This is a genomic window from Paraburkholderia sp. WC7.3g, assembly GCF_050436345.1.
GTDB lineage: Bacteria > Pseudomonadota > Gammaproteobacteria > Burkholderiales > Burkholderiaceae > Paraburkholderia > Paraburkholderia podalyriae.
On sequence record NZ_JBNDMA010000002.1, the window covers coordinates 3,847,776 to 3,866,886 of the forward strand.

The following is a 19,111-nucleotide window of genomic DNA, read 5'->3' on the forward strand; positions in this document are numbered from 1 at the left end:
AATGGCTCCCCGAACCGCCCGATGCGGTTCAGGGGACCTTGTCAAATGAATGGTCAATTCCTGGGTCCGCGACGCAGGTCATGCGTCGCGGACCGTCCAAAGGTCAGTGGTTGTTCAACGTCGTCTCGACACCATGCTGTACCAGCAGTTCGGCGTTCAGACCCGAGTGGTAGAAGACGTCATACTCGACGCCACCCACGGTCGTAGTGCCAGACTCCTGCGCCCAGTCGCCGGGGTCCTCTCCGTCCGGTAGCAGATCGGAAAGTTCAACCTTGTCGCCCGCATCGCCCTTGACCATCAACTGCGTATGGCCGTCGGCAACGAACAGGTCAGTGGCTCCCAGGTCGAGTACATCGCCCAGCGAAAGCTTGAGCGTGTTGTTGCCCGTGCCGGTAATGTCGAACACTTCGATCGACGACAGCTTCTCTTCAACGTTCGTCAGATCCAGCACCAAGCCTGAACCCGTCAGCGTCAACACGTCCACACCACTTTCAGTATGAATATCACCATACACACTGGTGGAATACTCAATGCCCTGAAGATCAAGCACCGTATCTGGGCCTTCAGTCGAAGTCACGCCTACTGACTGTTCGTCACTATCGAGTGCCGACTCTGAATCGTTCAGCTTCTGATCGTCGACGCCACTGTCAGCAGGGACATCAGCATCGGCATCAGACGAATCCTCGATGTCCTGAATCTCGGAAACCGCGACCTCGTCCACCAAGACATCAGACTCGCCGGTTACGGGCTGATATTCAGCAGTGTAGTAAGAAGTACCCGTTATATCGAAACCAGGAGACGCGTTGTCGAACGCAATTTCCAGCCTTACCAAGGTGTAGCCTTCTGGCAAGGTCATTTCAATATGATTTGCACCTTGATCATTCAAATTAAAGATAGTTAATAGCTCTGAATTCCCATAGGCTCCGTTCGTGTCATGGACAATTACCCTCACGGTATAGTGGAACTGCGGATCGATCTGATCGAAATCAACCGAAAACGCAGTCGGACGATTATTCGAGTCTCCGATGGAATAATAGAGCACCGATGTCGCATCCTGCACCGCATTGGTGATCTGCGTGCCTATACGCAAAAGACCACTCACTGTCTTTACTGTATGACGATCACCGGCATTGTGGAAGTTCCTGCTTAGACCAACGATGGTTGAATTACTGAAATCCAACTCATAGTGTCCGGGCAGCAACAACGAGAACCCGAATTGCCCGCTCGGTTCACTGGTGCCCACCTCGTTCGTCGCCACAGCCGTCAGGTTATGGTTCCCTTCGTCCAGCGGCGTCTCCGGCGTGAAACTCCAGTTGCCATTGTCATCAGCCTTCGTCTGCCCCAGCACCTGGCCACCATCGAAAATCGTCACTGTGCTGCCCGGCTCCGCCGTGCCACGGATTTCCGGCTGCGCATCATCCGTCGGCTTGCCCTGACCGATCGGACCCTTCTCCGTGCCTTGATCGTCAATCACTTCGATGATCACCGGCGCGTCCGGCACGGTCGTGTGCACGATCACGGTCCACGGGTCCGACGGCTTGCTTTCGTTGCCCGCCGGATCGCGTTCCACCACCGTGAACTCATGCTGGCCTTCGCCCAGCGGCGTCTCCGGCGTGAAGCTCCAGTTGCCCTCCTCGTCGACCTCCGTCTCGCCAATCGGCTTGCCGTTGTCGATCACGATGATCGTGTCGCCCGGATCGCCCTTGCCCACCAACGTCGGCATCGGGTCGTCCGTGTTCTCCCCATTGCCCACCGGACCCTGGATCGGACCCACGTGATCAATGACTTCGCCAATCGACGGCGTGTCCGGCGGAGTCGTGTCCACGATCACGGTCCACGGGTCTGACGGCTTGCTTTCGTTGCCCGCCGGATCGCGTTCCACCAGCGTGAACTCATGCTGGCCTTCGTCCAGCGGCGTTTCCGGCGTGAAGCTCCAGTTGCCGTCCTCGTCGACCTTCGTCTCGCCAATCGGCTTGCCGTTGTCGATCACGATGATCGTGTCGCCCGGCTCACCCTTGCCCACCAGCGTCGGCTGCGTGTCGTCCGTGCTCTCCCCATTGCCCACCGGACCCTGGATCGGACCCACGTGGTCAATGACTTCGCCCAGCGACGGCGTGTCCGGCGGGGTCGTGTCCACGATCACGGTCCACGGGTCCGACGGCTTGCTTTCGTTGCCCGCCGGATCGCGTTCCACCAGCATGAACTCATGCCCGCCTTCGTCCAGCGGCGTTTCAGGCGTGAAGCTCCAGTTGCCCTCCTCGTCGACCTTCGTCTCGCCAATCGGCGTGCCGTTGTCGATCACGATGATCGTGTCGCCCGGATCGCCCTTGCCCACCAGCGTCGGCATCGTGTCGTCCGTGCTCTCCCCATTGCCCACCGGACCCTGAATCGGACCCACGTGGTCAATGACTTCGCCGATCGACGGCGTGTCCGGCGGGGTCGTGTCCACGATCACGGTCCACGGGTCCGACGGCTTGCTTTCGTTGCCCGCCGGATCGCGTTCCACCAGCGTGAACTCATGCCCGCCTTCGTCCAGCGGCGTTTCAGGCGTGAAGCTCCAGTTGCCCTCCTCGTCGACCTTCGTCTCGCCAATCGGCGTGCCGTTGTCGATCACGATGATCGTGTCGCCCGGCTCACCCTTGCCCACCAGCGTCGGCTGCGTGTCGTCCGTGCTCTCCCCATTGCCCACCGGACCCTGGATCGGACCCACGTGGTCAATGACTTCGCCCAGCGACGGCGTGTCCGGCGGGGTCGTGTCCACGATCACGGTCCACGGGTCCGACGGCTTGCTTTCGTTGCCCGCCGGATCGCGTTCCACCAGCGTGAACTCATGCTGGCCTTCGTCCAGCGGCGTTTCAGGCGTGAAGCTCCAGTTGCCCTCCTCGTCGACCTTCGTCTCGCCAATCGGCGTGCCGTTGTCGATCACGATGATCGTGTCGCCCGGCTCACCCTTGCCCACCAGCGTCGGCTGCGTGTCGTCCGTGCTCTCCCCATTGCCCACCGGACCCTGGATCGGACCCACGTGGTCAATGACTTCGCCAATCGACGGCGTGTCCGGCGGGGTCGTGTCCACGATCACGGTCCACGGGTCCGACGGCTTGCTTTCGTTGCCCGCCGGATCGCGTTCCACCAGCGTGAACTCATGCCCGCCTTCGTCCAGCGGCGTTTCAGGCGTGAAGCTCCAGTTGCCCTCCTCGTCGACCTTCGTCTCGCCAATCGGCGTGCCGTTGTCGATCACGATGATCGTGTCGCCCGGCTCACCCTTGCCCACCAGCGTCGGCTGCGTGTCGTCCGTGCTCTCCCCATTGCCCACCGGACCCTGGATCGGACCCACGTGGTCAATGACTTCGCCCAGCGACGGCGTGTCCGGCGGGGTCGTGTCCACGATCACGGTCCACGGGTCCGACGGCTTGCTTTCGTTGCCCGCCGGATCGCGTTCCACCAGCGTGAACTCATGCTGGCCTTCGTCCAGCGGCGTTTCAGGCGTGAAGCTCCAGTTGCCCTCCTCGTCGACCTTCGTCTCGCCAATCGGCGTGCCGTTGTCGATCACGATGATCGTGTCGCCCGGCTCACCCTTGCCCACCAGCGTCGGCATCGTGTCGTCCGTGCTCTCCCCATTGCCCACCGGACCCTGGATCGGACCCACGTGGTCAATGACTTCGCCCAGCGACGGCGTGTCCGGCACATCGGGCATCGTACCGAGCCTCACATGGGTAGTCGGGCTCGGCAGCGAGACGTGACCCTCCGCGTCGCTCACCGTATAGGAAATGTCGAACTCCGTCTCCAGGTTGACCAAGTCATTCGCCGGGATAAGCACCTTAATAACCCCCTGGAAACCGTCGATCAACGACACCTCGTGCTCGTAAGTCTTGCCGTTCCAGTCCAACGTGATCGTGTCGCCCACGGCCATGCCCGCATAGACCGGGATAAGCACCCACGTGCCGTTGCTGGCCTCCGCCGCGTCGATTACACCGTCTGCCATCTCCGGCACCTCAGGCGCCTTCAGGTCCGTCCACGGTTCCGGTACTTCCGGTACGTCGGCATCAGCATCAGCGTCCGCATCAGCGTCCGCATCCGCATCCGCATCCGCATCGGCATCGGCATCGGCATCGGCATCGGCATCGGCGTCAGCGTCAGCGTCAGCGTCAGCGTCAGCGTCGGCATCAGCGTCGGCATCCGCATCCGCATCCGCATCCGCATCGGCATCGGCGTCAGCGTCAGCGTCAGCATCAGCGTCAGCGTCGGCATCAGCGTCGGCATCAGCGTCGGCATCCGCATCGGCGTCAGCATCAGCATCGGCGTCCGCATCCGCATCCGCATCGGCATCCGCATCCGCATCAGCGTCCGCATCCGCATCCGCGTCCGCATCGGCATCCGCATCCGCGTCGGCATCCGCATCCGCATCCGCATCCGCATCCGCATCCGCGTCAGCATCCGCATCCGCATCAGCGTCAGCATCGGCATCGGCATCGGCATCGGCATCGGCATCGGCATCAGCGTCAGCATCCGCATCCGCGTCGGCATCGGCATCCGCATCCGCATCCGCATCCGCATCCGCATCAGCATCGGCGTCCGCATCGGCATCCGCATCCGCATCAGCATCGGCGTCAGCATCGGCATCCGCATCGGCGTCCGCGTCCGCATCAGCGTCCGCATCGGCATCCGCATCGGCGTCCGCATCGGCATCCGCATCCGCATCCGCATCCGCATCCGCATCCGCATCCGCATCCGCATCCGCATCCGCATCCGCATCCGCATCCGCGTCAGCATCGGCATCGGCATCGGCATCGGCGTCGGCGTCGGCGTCGGCGTCGGCGTCGGCGTCCGCATCAGCATCAGCGTCAGCGTCAGCGTCAGCGTCAGCATCAGCGTCGGCATCCGCATCGGCGTCCGCATCGGCGTCCGCGTCCGCATCAGCGTCCGCATCGGCATCAGCATCGGCATCGGCGTCCGCATCCGCGTCAGCGTCAGCGTCAGCATCGGCGTCCGCATCCGCATCGGCGTCCGCGTCAGCATCCGCATCCGCATCCGCATCAGCGTCAGCATCGGCGTCCGCGTCCGCATCAGCGTCGGCGTCGGCGTCGGCGTCGGCGTCCGCATCCGCATCCGCATCCGCATCCGCATCCGCATCCGCATCCGCATCCGCATCCGCATCCGCATCCGCATCCGCATCCGCATCCGCATCCGCATCAGCGTCAGCATCGGCATCCGCATCAGCGTCCGCATCCGCATCCGCATCCGCATCCGCATCCGCATCGGCGTCCGCATCGGCATCAGCATCGGCATCGGCGTCCGCATCCGCGTCAGCGTCAGCGTCCGCATCGGCATCCGCATCGGCATCCGCATCCGCATCAGCATCCGCATCCGCGTCAGCATCCGCGTCGGCATCGGCATCGGCATCGGCATCGGCATCAGCGTCCGCGTCAGCATCGGCGTCCGCATCGGCATCCGCATCGGCGTCCGCGTCCGCATCAGCGTCCGCATCGGCATCGGCATCGGCATCGGCGTCGGCGTCGGCGTCGGCGTCCGCATCAGCATCCGCATCCGCATCCGCATCCGCGTCAGCGTCAGCATCAGCATCAGCGTCAGCATCCGCATCCGCGTCAGCGTCAGCATCAGCATCAGCGTCAGCATCCGCATCCGCATCCGCATCCGCATCAGCGTCAGCATCAGCATCAGCATCAGCATCAGCATCAGCATCAGCGTCAGCATCAGCATCAGCATCCGCATCAGCGTCAGCATCCGCATCGGCGTCCGCATCGGCATCCGCATCGGCGTCCGCGTCCGCATCGGCATCGGCATCGGCATCGGCATCGGCATCCGCGTCAGCATCCGCATCCGCATCAGCGTCGGCATCCGCATCGGCGTCCGCATCGGCATCCGCATCGGCGTCCGCGTCCGCATCAGCGTCCGCATCCGCATCGGCGTCGGCGTCGGCGTCCGCATCGGCATCGGCATCGGCATCGGCATCCGCGTCAGCATCCGCATCCGCATCCGCATCAGCATCGGCGTCCGCATCGGCATCGGCATCGGCATCGGCATCGGCATCCGCATCAGCATCAGCATCCGCGTCAGCATCGGCATCGGCATCGGCGTCCGCATCGGCGTCCGCATCGGCATCGGCATCGGCATCCGCATCCGCATCGGCGTCCGCATCGGCATCGGCATCGGCATCCGCATCAGCATCAGCATCCGCGTCCGCGTCCGCGTCCGCATCCGCATCGGCGTCCGCATCCGCATCCGCATCCGCATCCGCATCCGCATCTTCTTGCTCACCCGGGGGCGTCTGCGCATCCTCAACTGGATTTACGCCCCCTGAGCCGCCACTCTTACCGCCGCTGGCGGCAGCAATCCCTGCACCCAGCGCTGCAAGCGCACCCAGACCCAAAAAGCCGAGACCGGCAACGCCCATACCAGGCGCGGCTACGACATTTGGGCTAAACCCGTTCAGTTGCTGCGCGCCCAGCACCAGAGGCGAGTCGGTGCCGTCCACAAGGAAACCGGCCTCATGGTCATTCTCGCCGTCTGCAGCGATATATTCGTGATACGCCCCGTCTTCGCCCAAGCCGATCAGTTCGCCTTCATTGCCGTAAAAGTCTTCGATGATCAGTTGCGGTTGGTCGAGTTCCGTCCCTTCCAGGCTGATTAGAAGTTTCTTGCCGGAACGGCGTACGGTAATGTTTTGAGGAGCATGGCCAGTATCGTTGTGGGCCAGAATGAACTTGCCACCCTTGATGGCGTGGATATGAATGGGTGCGCCTTGCGCGGAATCGCGCAATTCGACCGTCTGCTTGATCGTGCCGCCGTCAATGACGGCCAGCTTCACTGAACTCGTACTCACAGTAATATTCCTTTATTTCAGAGTGGGCGCGCTGGCCCAACTGGCCAGCAAATGGATGGGAAATCGTGACCCGGTTGCCGCCGGATTCATCTACGTTCATTTTTGATAAGTGCGCCGGAAAACAAAACTGGACCGATCCGTTTTCCATTAGGACTGGAACGAAAACGATGTTTGGCTGGGGAAATCAGGCAGGGCAATCACCCGAGGTGGCTGTTAAGGAATGTCCGGGAAAACTCCGGCGCTGAGATCCCGGTGAACTATCCCGGGAGTAGAAGAGTCAGTCGCGGGGAAACTTGACTTCCCCCCCGAAATCTCGCCTAGGACCTCCTGAGAAGTACGCCCGGCTTGATCCGCATTGCCGATACTTTCCGCGGTCGGCGCTGTGCGAGGTCCTGTCAGCGAGGGCGAATTCAACCGGTCGATGCAATAGTTCGCTCGAACCGTTCGGCTGGCGTTTCGTAGTTCAGTGTCTTCTTCGGACGTTCATTGATCTTGTCGTCGAAGCCCGTGAAGCGTCGGTCCTATTTGGGAATCAGCAGCGGTTCGAAGCTGCCATCCCGTTCGCGCAGCACCTCGATGCAGATCGGGCTTATAGCAGGCCGCCCTATTGTCGAATGCCAGATGAGACCGTCGAAGACATCAGCTTTCTCGCGCACGGCCTGGTCCATGGAGAGACTGATCTACACCGCAGGTTTCAAGATTCCTGCCTTGATGAGTTCGAAGACGCACCTCGCCCGGCGCAGTTCCGCCAATCCGTCCGCAATGGCGGCCACCTCCCGCGGGCACGCGTCGGGTAACCGTTGTGACGACGACACACCGCGCGCCATTTCTCGGCCGATCGGCTAGCGCGGCGCGCCGCCGGTGCGCCAGAGCCGCGAGCAATCGCTTACACTGAGACCGCTCTGCGCAGCGTTGCGCTTTCGCGATCGGGGGCCCGCCACCTCGCGCCGCTCATCGGAAAGCGCGCTGCCCCTCGCGCCGTCGCGCGGCTCACGCGACGCCTCGGAACCAGCAACAGAACGGACTGGACACGCCATCGATGAAAACGCCAGTGGACCGATTTCTCGCACCTGACGCATTGGACGTAGCCCGCCTCACCGCCGACGCCTACGGCAACCACGCCCTCGACGAGTTGCTCGCCGGCCGCATCACGCGCCGCGAACTGCTGCGATACGCAAGCGTGATCGGTCTTTCGCTCGCGGGCGGCAGCTTGCTCGGTGCGCCGCGTGCGAGGGCGCAAGGTGCGCCCGCCACGTCGAACCAGACGATCCGTGTCGCGCATCTGACGCCGGCGGGCGCCGTCGATCCGCTGACGGTCACCGACGCCGCGAGTCTCGCGCTGCTGAACCAGACCGGCGAGTTCCTGATCGACGACGACGGCGAGAAGCTGATGCTGAAGCCCGCGCTCGCGCTGTCGTGGAAGCCGAACGACAAGGGCGACGTGTGGACCTTCAAGTTGCGCCCCAACGTGAAATTCCACGACGGCCAGAGCTTCGGCGCGAAAGACGTCGTCGCCACCTTCGACCGTCTTGCCGATCCCGCGAGCGGCTCCGCCGCGCTGTCGGTGTTAAAGGGCGTACTGTCGAAAGGCGGCGCGAAGGTCGTCGACGAACATACGGTGGAGTTTCATCTCGACGCGCCGACCGGCAATTTCCCGTACTACGTTTCCTCGGACAATTACAACGCGGTGATCCTCCCCGCCAACTTCGCGGGCAACTACGAAAAGAGTTTCATCGGCACCGGCCCGTTCAAATTCGAAAAGTACCAGCCAAAGGCCGGCGCATCGTTCGTGCGCAATCCCGACTACTGGGGCGAGAAAGCGTTACCGCAACGCGTACAGTTTTCGTTCTATGCCGACGAACAGGCGCAACTGCTCGCGTTGCAAGGCCACCAGGCCGACGTGATGGGCACATTCACCGTGCAGGGCGGCGCGGCCATCCTGAACAATCCGGACTACAAGGCGGTCGGCGTCAAGTCGAGCGCGCATCGGCAGATTCATATGCGCAATGACAGTCCGCTCTTCAAGGACAAGCGCGTGCGTCAGGCGCTCGCGTTGTCGCTCGATCGCGACGTGATCGTGCGCGGCCTCTTCAAGGGCCGAGCGCAACTCGGCAACGACAGCCCGTTCGCGCCGGTGTTTCCATCGTCGGATGCGGGCGTGCCGCAACGCCGGATCGACGTCGCGAAGGCGAAGCAGCTGCTTGCGCAGGCCGGCGTGCCGAACGGTTTCGACGTCACGCTGACCACCGAAAAATACATGGAGATCCCCGACCTCGCAGTCGTCGTGCAGAACGCCGCGAAGGCGATCGGCGTGCGCATCAACCTGAAGGTCGAGACTCAATCGCTGTACTACGGCGCGGGCACGCCGGGCAAATCCGACTGGCTCGACTCGCCGCTCGGCATTACCGACTACGGCCATCGCGGCGTGCCGAACGTGTTCCTCAACGCGACGCTGACGAGCAACGGCACATGGAACGCCGCGCACTTCAAGAATCCGCAGTACGATCAACTGGTCGCGCAGTTCGTCGCGGCGATCGATCTCGCCACGCAGAAGAAAATCTCCGGACAGATTCAGACGCTGCTGCTCGACGAAACGCCGTTCATCATCCCGTTCTTCTACGATCAACTGATCGCGATGCGCAAGGGCGTAAACGGCGTGCGCTTCACCGCGCTCGCGCAACTGTATTTCGATCGCGCGACGCTGAGCGCGTAAGCAGCGCGCCGTCCGCCTCACTTCCGCAGGAGAACTCACGATGCCGGCTCCGGCGCCCTCTCCCGCCTCGAAGGCATCGCGTTTGCCGCGCGCGACGAACAGCAACGCGGGCCGCGTCGCGCGCTTTCTCGCGACGCGCGTCGGCCTCTCGCTGATCACGCTATGGCTGCTGTCGCTGATCGTGTTCGCGGGCGGTCAGCTGCTGCCCGGCGATATCGGCCGCGCGGTGCTCGGGCCACTCGCCGATGCGCGCGCGGTCGCCGCGCTCGATCATCAGCTTGGCGCCGACCGGCCGCTGCTCACGCAGTACATCGACTGGATCACGCATTTCGTGCGCGGCAATATGGGGTTGTCGTACGCATACCGTGAACCGGTCGGGCCGTTCATCACCGATGCGCTCGCGCATTCGGCGAAGCTCGGCCTGCTCGCGTTCATCGTCGTCGTGCCGCTCGGCATCGCGGGCGGCGTGTGGTCGGCGATGCATGCGGGACGCTGGCTCGATCGCACGATCAGCATTGCCGGCTTGTCGGCGACCGTGGTGCCGGAGTTCGTATCGTCGATCGTGCTGATCCTCGTGTTCGGCGTGTGGCTGCGCTGGCTGCCGATCGAGGCCTCATATCCGGCCGATGCGGGCGTGCTCGAACAGCTGCGGCACCTGGTACTGCCGGTGCTGCCGCTCGTCTTCGTATTCTTCGGCTACATCGCGCGGATGGCGCGCGCGGGCACCGTCGACGCGCTCGACGCCGACTACACGCGCACCGCGATCCTCAAAGGCCTGCCGCGCCACGTCGTGATCTGGCGGCACGTGCTGCGCAATGCGCTGCTGCCGACGATCACCGTCGCCGCCACCCAACTCGGCTACATGATCGGCGGACTCGTGGTGGTCGAGACGCTGTTCCACTACCAGGGCATCGGCTCGCTGATCTACAACGCCGCCAAGGCGAAAGACTTTCCGATGCTCGAAGCGGGCGTGCTGACGATCGGCGTCGTCTACACGCTCGCGAATCTGGTCGCCGATGCGCTGCACGTGCTGCTCAATCCGCGGCTGCGCGTGAGGACCGCCGAATGAATACGACCATCCCGCCGGCTTCATCGACGCCACCAGGCTCGCCCGCGCCAGGCGCACCAGGCCCCGCGCCGCGCGCGGCCGCCGAACCGCGCTTCCCGCGTCTGCTGCTACTGCTGCGTTCGCCGACCTTCATCGTGGGCGCGCTGATCGTCGCGTGGTGGATCGTCTGCGCGATCGCCGGGCCGTGGTTCGTGCATCTCGATCCGTACGCGTCCGATCCGCTCAATTCGCTGACGCCGCCCGATCGCACGCACTGGTTCGGCACCGATCAGCTCGGCCGTGACGTGTTCTCGCGCGTGATCGTCGGCGCGCGCGACATTCTGACGATCGCGCCGCTCGCGACGCTGCTCGGCACCGCAGCGGGCACCGCGCTTGGCCTGCTGGTGGGCTACTTCGACGGTTGGGTCGACGACGTGATCGGCCGCGTGATCGACGCGGTGCTCGCGCTGCCGCTCGTGATCATCGCGCTGCTCGCGCTCGCGGCGGTCGGTGCGTCGAACTTCACGGTGATTCTCGTGATCGGCATCACGTTCACGCCGATCACCGCGCGCACCGTGCGCGCCGCCGTGTTCGCCGAGCGCCATCTCGACTACGTGGCCGCCGCCCAGCTGCGAGGCGAGCGCGCGCCGTACATCATGTTCGCGGAGATCCTGCCGAACGTGCTGCCGCCGATCGTCGTCGAGGCGACCGTGCGGCTCGGCTACGCGATTTTCGCGGTCGCGACGCTGTCGTTTCTCGGTTTCGGCATCCAGCCGCCGTCGGCCGACTGGGGGCTCGCGCTGTCCGAGTCGTACACGCTGATGGCTGGCGGCGCGTGGTGGACCGTCGTGTTCGCGGCGGGCGCGATCGCGTCGCTGGTGGTCGGCGTCAATCTGATCGCCGACGGCGTGCAGGGGGTACTCGACCGATGAACGGCCTGCCGCCCTCCTCGTTCGCCGCGTTCGACGTGTCGAAGAGCGATCGCACCGATGCGCTGACCGTGGTCGGCCTGACGGTCACCTACCGGATCCGCGGACGCGATCGCGAAGTGCTGCAGGACGTGTCGTTTCGCGTGCGGCGCGGCGAGGCTTATGGACTCGTCGGCGAATCGGGTTGCGGCAAGTCGACCGTCGCGATGGCGACGCTGCGCTATCTGCCGCGCAATGGCAAGGTGAAAGCCGGCAAAATCGTGATCGCCGGTGAGGACGTGCAGAAGCTCGGCGCCGATGCGCTTCGCGGCATGCGTGCGACGACCGTGTCGATGGTCTATCAGGACCCAGGGCGCGCGCTCAATCCATCGTTGACGATAGCGCGTCAGGTCTCCGAAGCATTCGAGGCGGCCGGCGTCACACGCGACGAAGCGCTGCGGCGCACGCTCGACATGTTGAAGCGCGTGCGCATCGCGGCGCCCGAGCGCGTGATGGACAGCTATCCTCATCAATTGTCGGGCGGCATGCAGCAGCGCGTCGTGATCGCGATGGCACTCGCGTCGAACCCCGCGCTACTGATACTCGACGAACCGACCACCGGGCTCGACGCGACCGTCGAAGCCGAAGTGCTCGACCTCGTCGCGCAGTTGCGCGAGGAGCTCGGCACCGCCGTACTGTTCATCAGCCACAATCTCGCGGTGATCGGCCGCATGTGCGAACGCGTCGGCGTGCTGTACGCGGGCAAGCTGGTCGAGGAAGGCGCGACGCAGGATGTGTTCGCACGGCCGCGTCATCCGTACACGGTCGGACTGCTGCGCTGCCTGCCAACGGCCGGGCGCAGCAAGGACCGCGAGCGGCTCGATACGATCGCGGGCGGCCTGCCGCTGCCGGGCTCGGTCACGCAAGGCTGCATCTACGCAGAGCGCTGCCGTCTCGCCGACGAGCGCTGCCGCCGCGACGCGCCGCCGCCCTATCGGCTCGGCGCCGCGCACGGCGATCAGATGGCGCGCTGCCATTATCACGAGCGCGCGATCGAGCTGCCGCGCGCGGCATCGAGCGCGGCGCCGGTGCCGGTCGCATCCCCCGATGCACCGCCGCGCGCGCCCTCGTCGCCAGTCCTGCGGGCGCGCAACCTGTCGAAAACATTCCACGTATCCGGCGCCCCGCTGCGCGCGGTCGACGACGTGTCGCTCGAACTCGCGAGCGGCGAAACGCTCGGCCTCGTCGGCGAATCGGGCAGCGGCAAGACGACGCTCGCGCGGCTGATGCTCGGCCTGCTCGCACCCGATGCCGGCAGCGTGCTCGAACTCGACGGCGCGCCGCTCGCCGCACGCGTCACACGACGCAGCGACGAGCAGCTGAAGTCGCTGCAGATCGTGTTCCAGAATCCGGACTCGGCGCTCAATCGCGCGCATTCGGTCAAGCGGCTGATCGGCCGTGCGCTCGCGCGCTTCACCGCGCTGCGCGGGCCGGAGATCGACGCGCGGCTTGCGACGCTGACGGACGCCGTGCGGCTGCCCGAGCGCTATCTCGACGCGCACTCGCGCCAGCTTTCGGGTGGACTCAAGCAGCGCGTCGCGATTGCGCGCGCGTTCGCCGGCGAACCGCGCGTCGTCGTGTGCGACGAGCCGACTTCATCGCTCGACGTGTCGGTGCAGGCCGCGATCCTGAACCTGCTCGCCGACTTGCAGCGCGAGCGCGGCGTCAGCTACGTGTTCATCTCGCACGATCTGCACGTGGTGCGCTATGTGTCGGATCGCATCGCGGTGCTCTATCTCGGCCGGCTGCTCGAAATCGGCCCGGCGGCGGCCGTGTTCGATGGGCCACAGCATCCCTATACCGAGGCGCTGCTATCCGCGCTGCCGACGCTGCCGCGTGACGGCGCGTCCGGCGAGCCGCGGCAACGTACGCGTATCCGTCTCACGGGCGAGCTGCCGTGGCCGGGCGCGATGCCAGTTGGCTGCGTGTTTCACACGCGATGTCCGCGCAAGCTCGGCGCGATCTGTGAGCAGCAGGACCCGCCTTTCGCCGATGCGGGCGGCGCCGCGAACTCGCCTTCCGCGCACCGGATTCGCTGCCATATTCCGGTCGCCACACTGCGCGAGCTGCAGAGCGAGCCGCGCGACGACAACGCCGGCAACCCGACGAACGGCGGCCACGCCGACGACGCGTCGCGAAACGCCAGCTAGCGTCGCCTCGAGCCTCGTCTACTTCGCAGGATGCGGCGTCACGCGTCACACCGCCCCACTTAACGAATCCCGCGCCGAAACCCGCTTTTGCGTCCGCACGTTTCATCGCCGCAACGTTTTCAGGCGGTTTTGCGGCGTGGCCGCCGCGCATCCCGATACCGCCCGCGTCGCTTCAAGGCTTTGCGACGCGTGGCATGGATATCGCTAATGAGTCGCCAGAGTTTCGAAGCCAAACCGGGCGCGCAACACCGCGCACATCCGCACGACGAGCGCCCTCACGCGATGGCGCGACATCGGCGATCAGCGCGGCAGCGACGCACGGACAACTTCGACAGAACGGACTCGGGGCGCGACGAACCCGCGGGCAGACAGGTCGGCCGCTGCCGGAGCAGTTATCAAGGCGGCAGCGAGTGCCGTCCTTCGCTCGGGGAGAAGCGCGATGAAGACCGGAAAATTCAATCAGTTCTACTGTTCAATGATGCGCGGCGCGATGATCCTTGCGGGGGTGTCCACGCTGACGGGCGAGATCGCGCACTCGGCATCGACGGACGAAATCCCGCGCTGGATGGTGCCCGCCGACGCGTTGCGAGCGCAACCTGGCGACTCCTCGCCGTTGCTGCTCGCGCAGAACGACGGCGCGGCGTCCGGCGCCGGGGCCGGCACCGCGACGGCCGCCGACGATGCGGCCGCGGTGTTCGCACCGGCCGGCTGCGGCGGGCTCGACGCTCCGGGCTGTGGCCGGCTAGGTGGCGGCAGTGGCAATGGCGGTGGCGGCGCGGCGGGGTCGAGCAATAGCGGTGCTGGCGCAAGCGGCAACAGCGGCGCCGGGGCGGCGGGTTCAGGGAGCGGGAACGGTAGCGGTGGTGGTGGTTCGGGCGGAGGCGGTAAGGGAAATAGCGGTGGAGGCAGCGGTGGGGGTGGAAGCAGTGGCAGTGGAAACAGCAGTGGAAGCAGTGGCGGTGGAAGCAGTGGCGGTGGAAGCAGCGGCGGCCGCGGGAGCGGCGGCTGCGGTTGCGGAGGCTCCAGCGGCGGCCCGAGCGGTGGATTTGGCGGTGGTTTCGGAAGCGCGAATGGCAGTTCGAACGGCGGTGGCTTCGGTGGCGGCTTCGGTGGCGGCTTCGGCGGAGGCTTCGGCGGCGGTCACGGAGGCAAGGGTGGCGGCAGCGGCGGCAGTGGCAACGGCGGCGGGAATGGGCACTAGGCGTCGCCCGTTTTCCTCGGTAGGGGGTCCCCGCGCCCTACCCGCCGGCGACATGTCCCGGCATACTGTCCGCTATCCGCTGGCAACGGCGGTGACGTCCCGATCCCCCGGTCGGGCGTCACCGCCCGAGGCCGGTCGGAGCGGCCCGCCTGCCATCGGCGCGCGCTGACGGAATGGCCCGGAGAGCGCGCGAACCGCGCCGTGAGCGGCGGGAACACAACCTCCATTGCGTGCGAGTGTTATGGAACCAATCCGAGACGACCGCCTCATATCAAATTCATCGTTCGATATGAGGGCCCACAACATGCATCGAAGCGTCCCCCCCTCCGCGACCCGCACGGCAGCCGCCGTGCTGATGGTTGCCGCCTTGGGCCTCGCATCGCTCGCCCATGCGCAAACACCCGCGCAGCCGATGGCGCAAACCCTGTCCCAAGCGGCGCCACCAGTCGACCCGAGCTTCTCCGCCTACTCGCTCGTGCAGAACTGCAAACAGCGCCACGACAATGTCGCGCAAGGGCAATGCGTCGGCGCGATCCGCGGCATCATCCACGGCTATCAGTACGGCGTGCTGTTCCTCGCCCAACGCTCAACCCTGCCCGCCAACGAAACGCAGCGCGTGTCGCTGTGTCTGCGCGACGTGCCGGTGTCGTCGATCGTCGACGACTTCCTCGCCGATGCCGCCCAGGTACCGGACGACGCACTCCAGCACACCCCCGCCGAAGTCGCCGTGCTCGGCTCCGTGCATCAGCACCACTCCTGCACCTGAGCGCCGCGTCAGCGCGAGCGGCGTCATCGATGTCCGCCGCGCTCCCAGCTTCGCTCGCCGCCGCTGCGCAACGGGCGGCGCTCGCGCCAACGCTTACAACATCTCCAGCACACGCTTGCCGCGCGGCGGCTTGAAGTACGCGTCGAGCGCGGCGAGTTCGCCGGCCTCCAGCACCAGTTGCGACGCATGATGGTTGTCCCGCACATGCTCGACGCGCGCCGCCTTCGGAATCGCGCACACATTGGGCTTGCCCAGCGCCCACGCGAGCGCCACCTGAAACACCGAGACGCCGCGCGCGTCGGCGATGTCGTCGAGCGGCGAGCGTTTCGGCAGGCGCGCATGATCGACGGGGCTGTACGCCATCGCCGGCATGCCGCGCGCGGCGAGCCACGGCAGCAGATCGAACTCCGGCCCGCGCCGCGCCACGTTGTACAGAATCTGATTGGTCGCGCACGCGTCGCCATCCGGCGTCGCGACGAGTTCTTCCATGTCGTCCGTATCGAAGTTGCTCACGCCCCAGTGGCGGATCTTGCCCGCGCGCCGCAGCGCCTCGAAGCCGTCGACGGTCTCCGCGAGCGGCACCGAGCCGCGCCAGTGCAGCAGGTACAGATCGAGCCGGTCCGTCTTCAGACGCTTCAGGCTCTGCTCGCACGCGGCGATCACGCCGCGCCGGCTGGCGTTGTGCGGATACACCTTGCTGACCAGAAATACCTTGTCGCGCAAACCGGCGAGCGCTTCGCCGAGCAGCGACTCGGTCGCGCCGTCGCCGTACATTTCGGCGGTATCGATCAGCGTCATGCCGAGTTCGATGCCGCAGCGCAGCGCATCGATTTCCGCCGCGCGTTGCGCCCGCTTCTCGCCCATCTCCCACGTGCCCTGCCCCAGCGCCGGAATGCGTTCGCCGTCAGGCAGGCTCACGCTCGCGATATTGCTCGTCATGCTGACTCCTCGAAAGTGGGTCGATGCAGATGCGGTGCGATCGCACGCCGCCTCACCACGCAACGCCTGCTACGAAAAACACAGTGACGAGTTTAGCGGCTTGGCGGCCTCACAGCGGCGCGCCAGGCAAAAGCCCGCTATAACGGGACGCGCCGATGTTCTAAAATTGCCGCTTGCCCATCTTGCGTGAGCCCCATGACCTCTGCCTCGGAAGACCGCTGGCGCGACCTGCGCCCGGACCCGGAAAACGACACGCCGCTCTATCTTCAACTTGCCCGCAAGCTCGGCAGCGCGATCCACGAAAACCGCTGGAACGCCGGCGAGGCGCTACCCTCTGAACGCGTGCTGTCGGAGGCGCTCGGCGTGTCGCGCATCACGTCGCGCAAGGCGATCGCGCTGCTCGTCGAGCAGGGCTTGATTCGCCGCACTCAGGGCGCGGGCAGCTTCATCACGCCGCGCTATGAAGATCCGTTGTCGCGTCTGTCGAGCTTCAGCGAAATGCTGCGGCGGCGCGGCTTCACGCCGAGTTCGAAGTGGCTGTCGCGCGAAATCTCGCCGGCCAATCGCGACGAGGTGATCCAGTTGGGGCTGTCGCCGGCCGCCGCGGTCACCCGGCTGCGGCGGCTGCGGCTCGCCGACGGCATCGTGATGGCGGTCGAGAACTCGACGTTTCCGGCCGCGGTGATTCCCGATCCGCAGGCGATCGGCGATTCGCTGTACACGTATCTGGAGAATCGCGGACTGACCATCGTGCGCGCGTTGCAGCACTTCCGCGCGGTGAATGCGAGCGATGAGATCGCGCAGCAGATGAGCATCTCGCCGAACGAGGCGTTGCTGTTGATCACGCGCGTGGGTTACACCGCGGATCAGCGGGCGATCGAGTTGACCGATACGTACTGCCGCAACGATTACTACGACTTCGTGGCGGAGTTGAGGAAATAGGCTGCCGCTCGACGGGCAACTAGTCGGGGCGCGCTGCAACCATCAGATCCATCGGGCATCGTGCGCACCGATGCGCGCCGGCGGCAGCGCATAAAACGCGGGCGTCTGTTCCAGTTCCTCCGCGGGCTGCACGCCGAGCACCCGCCCGAATTCCGATTGCACGCTCGCGACGCAATCACGCACATCGTCGAGCGACACTTCGCGCGCCTGCTGCCCGTCGGCCAGCAACCCGAACGACTGCAGCCAGCGCCCGGTCTGCGCAAGCGACACCTTCACATGCCAACTGCCGCCCTCGCGAGAGCGCCGCGCAAGCGCGACCATCGCCCCGAACGCGGCCAGATAGCCGGTCGCATGATCGAGTGCCTGACACGGCAGATGCCGCGGCTCGGCCGAACCCGCCGCCGCGCGCTCGGCCCACGCGATGCCGCTCGCCGACTGCACCAGACTATCGAAGCCGCGTCGCCGCGCCCACGGTCCCGTGTGCCCGTACGCGCACACCGAGACATACACGATGCCAGGCCGCAGCCGCGCAAGTTCGTCCGGTCCGAAGCCGCGCGCCGCTAGCGCGCCCGGACGATACGCCTGCAGGAACACGTCGGCATTACGCGCGAGTCCGCGCAACGTGTCGCAGCCGGCCGCGTCGCGCAGATCGACGAGTGCCGAACGCTTGCCGCGGCCATTGTCGATCACGAGCGGCGCGATGTTCGGTAGATGGGGCCCGTTGATCGTCAACACGTCCGCGCCGTGATGCGCGAGCGCGCGGCCGGCCACCGGTCCCGCGATGATCCGCGTCAGATCCAGCACCCGCACGCCTGCGAGCGGGCGGTCGTTGCCGGTGTCAGCGTCAGCGTGGCGCGGTGGCTCGGCGGGCGTGTCACCGATGCGCTCGATCTCGAACAGCGGCAAGCGCGCGACCGCTTGGGCCTGCTCGAGCGCGGCCCATTCGTCGGGCGCGCGAATCAATGCGGCGCACAGGCCCGCGTCCGCCAGCGCGCGATCGAGCGTCGCGCCCTCCCAGCCGCGAATCGCGGCCGCCACCGCCTCCCGCCCATTGTCACAGCCGAGCACCTCGAGCACGCCCTTCAGGTGATGCGCGAAATTCGTATGCAACTGGATCCAGCGGCCGTCGCCCGTTTCGTAGAAGCCGGTGACCGGATCGCGTAGCGCGGGCGGCGCCCCATCGTCGATCCGCAGATAGCGTTCGCTGCGAAACGCGGCCAGCGCGCGGCGCATCTGCACCGACACCTGTTGGCTGCGTCCTTTGCGCAAGCGCCAGTATTCGGCGGCGGCGAGGCCCGTCGCGGCGATGGTCGACGACGCGAGGGTGCCGACGCGGTAGACCGACGGCAAGCCCGGGTCCGCGCCGGCGAGCGACACGCCGTGCAGCGCGACCGGATCGCAGCCGGCCAGAGTCCAGATGTGCTTGAGGGCGAGTTCGGGCGTCATGGCATCGGGCGCGTTGGCCGCGCTGAGTGGAAGCAGGTGCATCGAGTCTAAAATTGCGCAGGGCCGCAATCAATCTTGATTATGATCATCAACATAT

Annotated in this window: 14 protein-coding genes; 10 read left to right on the forward strand and 4 right to left on the reverse strand. The window is 65.7% G+C overall.

All coding sequences use genetic code 11. From position 1 onward, the window contains the following. Positions 1 to 103: 103 nt before the first annotated feature. Positions 104 to 3,694: an Ig-like domain-containing protein gene (locus OKW43_RS29345; protein ID WP_429451262.1), complete on the reverse strand. Its 3,591-nt coding sequence runs from the start codon at positions 3,692 to 3,694 to the stop codon at positions 104 to 106. Here OKW43_RS29345 and OKW43_RS29350 point away from each other — a divergent pair. The 3 genes from OKW43_RS29350 (at position 3,647) to OKW43_RS29360 (ending at position 6,829) form a co-directional block, all read left to right on the forward strand. Next, a complete protein-coding gene (locus OKW43_RS29350; protein WP_429451264.1) occupies positions 3,647 to 6,319 on the forward strand; it encodes a hypothetical protein in 2,673 nt (890 codons plus the stop codon). The two genes, OKW43_RS29345 and OKW43_RS29350, sit on opposite strands and share 48 nt — an antisense overlap. 189 nt (positions 6,320 to 6,508) lie before the next feature. Next, on the forward strand, positions 6,509 to 6,649 hold the full coding sequence (locus OKW43_RS29355) for a hypothetical protein (RefSeq protein WP_187638106.1): 141 nt from the start codon (positions 6,509 to 6,511) through the stop codon (positions 6,647 to 6,649). Positions 6,650 to 6,691: 42 nt separating this feature from the next. Continuing rightward, positions 6,692 to 6,829, forward strand: coding sequence for a hypothetical protein (locus tag OKW43_RS29360; RefSeq protein ID WP_187638105.1), 138 nt, complete (start codon positions 6,692 to 6,694; stop codon positions 6,827 to 6,829). A gap of 533 nt (positions 6,830 to 7,362) precedes the next feature. On the opposite strand, the gene OKW43_RS29365 is transcribed toward OKW43_RS29360, so the two are convergent. After that, the gene (locus tag OKW43_RS29365) at positions 7,363 to 7,509 is read right to left on the reverse strand and encodes a hypothetical protein (protein WP_187638114.1); all 147 of its coding nucleotides are present in this window, start codon (positions 7,507 to 7,509) and stop codon (positions 7,363 to 7,365) included. Between the two features lie 371 nt (positions 7,510 to 7,880). On the opposite strand from OKW43_RS29365, the gene OKW43_RS29370 reads away from it, so the two are divergent. From OKW43_RS29370 to OKW43_RS29395, 6 genes are all read left to right on the forward strand, one after another. Continuing rightward, the gene (locus tag OKW43_RS29370; protein WP_429451267.1) at positions 7,881 to 9,554 is read left to right on the forward strand and encodes an ABC transporter substrate-binding protein; all 1,674 of its coding nucleotides are present in this window, start codon (positions 7,881 to 7,883) and stop codon (positions 9,552 to 9,554) included. A gap of 40 nt (positions 9,555 to 9,594) precedes the next feature. Further along, positions 9,595 to 10,623: an ABC transporter permease gene (locus OKW43_RS29375; protein ID WP_429451269.1), complete on the forward strand. Its 1,029-nt coding sequence runs from the start codon at positions 9,595 to 9,597 to the stop codon at positions 10,621 to 10,623. Further along, on the forward strand, positions 10,620 to 11,534 hold the full coding sequence (locus tag OKW43_RS29380; protein WP_429451271.1) for an ABC transporter permease: 915 nt from the start codon (positions 10,620 to 10,622) through the stop codon (positions 11,532 to 11,534). The genes OKW43_RS29375 and OKW43_RS29380 overlap by 4 nt, the downstream gene beginning before the upstream one ends. Further along, positions 11,531 to 13,720 carry an ABC transporter ATP-binding protein gene (locus tag OKW43_RS29385; RefSeq protein WP_429451273.1) on the forward strand — a complete coding sequence of 730 codons (2,190 nt, stop codon included), beginning with the start codon at positions 11,531 to 11,533 and terminating at the stop codon, positions 13,718 to 13,720. The genes OKW43_RS29380 and OKW43_RS29385 overlap by 4 nt, the downstream gene beginning before the upstream one ends. A 439-nt stretch (positions 13,721 to 14,159) precedes the next feature. Next, positions 14,160 to 14,921, forward strand: coding sequence for a hypothetical protein (locus OKW43_RS29390; protein ID WP_429451275.1), 762 nt, complete (start codon positions 14,160 to 14,162; stop codon positions 14,919 to 14,921). Positions 14,922 to 15,225: 304 nt separating this feature from the next. Continuing rightward, entirely contained in the window at positions 15,226 to 15,687 is a 462-nt protein-coding gene (locus OKW43_RS29395; protein ID WP_429451277.1) for a hypothetical protein, read from the forward strand. Between the two features lie 93 nt (positions 15,688 to 15,780). On the opposite strand, the gene OKW43_RS29400 is transcribed toward OKW43_RS29395, so the two are convergent. Beyond that, on the reverse strand, positions 15,781 to 16,626 hold the full coding sequence (locus OKW43_RS29400) for an aldo/keto reductase (protein ID WP_429451279.1): 846 nt from the start codon (positions 16,624 to 16,626) through the stop codon (positions 15,781 to 15,783). Positions 16,627 to 16,821: 195 nt separating this feature from the next. Here OKW43_RS29400 and OKW43_RS29405 point away from each other — a divergent pair, with 195 nt between their 5' ends. After that, positions 16,822 to 17,568: a GntR family transcriptional regulator gene (locus OKW43_RS29405; protein WP_187638099.1), complete on the forward strand. Its 747-nt coding sequence runs from the start codon at positions 16,822 to 16,824 to the stop codon at positions 17,566 to 17,568. A 42-nt stretch (positions 17,569 to 17,610) separates the two neighbouring features. Here OKW43_RS29405 and OKW43_RS29410 read toward each other — a convergent pair whose 3' ends face one another. Then, positions 17,611 to 19,014, reverse strand: coding sequence for a CoA transferase (locus OKW43_RS29410; RefSeq protein ID WP_429451812.1), 1,404 nt, complete (start codon positions 19,012 to 19,014; stop codon positions 17,611 to 17,613). Positions 19,015 to 19,111: the final 97 nt, after the last annotated feature.

Excerpts from the sequence above, each read along its gene's own strand:
- OKW43_RS29345 (WP_429451262.1), bottom strand. The coding sequence starts at position 3,694 with ATGCCCGATGTGCCGGACACGCCGTCGCTGGGCGAAGTCATTGACCAC.
- OKW43_RS29355 (WP_187638106.1), top strand. The coding sequence starts at position 6,509 with ATGGTCATTCTCGCCGTCTGCAGCGATATATTCGTGATACGCCCCGTC.
- OKW43_RS29360 (WP_187638105.1), top strand. The coding sequence starts at position 6,692 with ATGGCCAGTATCGTTGTGGGCCAGAATGAACTTGCCACCCTTGATGGC.
- OKW43_RS29365 (WP_187638114.1), bottom strand. The coding sequence starts at position 7,509 with ATGGACCAGGCCGTGCGCGAGAAAGCTGATGTCTTCGACGGTCTCATC.
- OKW43_RS29370 (WP_429451267.1), top strand. The coding sequence starts at position 7,881 with ATGAAAACGCCAGTGGACCGATTTCTCGCACCTGACGCATTGGACGTA.
- OKW43_RS29375 (WP_429451269.1), top strand. The coding sequence starts at position 9,595 with ATGCCGGCTCCGGCGCCCTCTCCCGCCTCGAAGGCATCGCGTTTGCCG.
- OKW43_RS29380 (WP_429451271.1), top strand. The coding sequence starts at position 10,620 with ATGAATACGACCATCCCGCCGGCTTCATCGACGCCACCAGGCTCGCCC.
- OKW43_RS29385 (WP_429451273.1), top strand. The coding sequence starts at position 11,531 with ATGAACGGCCTGCCGCCCTCCTCGTTCGCCGCGTTCGACGTGTCGAAG.
- OKW43_RS29390 (WP_429451275.1), top strand. The coding sequence starts at position 14,160 with ATGAAGACCGGAAAATTCAATCAGTTCTACTGTTCAATGATGCGCGGC.
- OKW43_RS29395 (WP_429451277.1), top strand. The coding sequence starts at position 15,226 with ATGCATCGAAGCGTCCCCCCCTCCGCGACCCGCACGGCAGCCGCCGTG.
- OKW43_RS29400 (WP_429451279.1), bottom strand. The coding sequence starts at position 16,626 with ATGACGAGCAATATCGCGAGCGTGAGCCTGCCTGACGGCGAACGCATT.
- OKW43_RS29405 (WP_187638099.1), top strand. The coding sequence starts at position 16,822 with ATGACCTCTGCCTCGGAAGACCGCTGGCGCGACCTGCGCCCGGACCCG.
- OKW43_RS29410 (WP_429451812.1), bottom strand. The coding sequence starts at position 19,014 with ATGACGCCCGAACTCGCCCTCAAGCACATCTGGACTCTGGCCGGCTGC.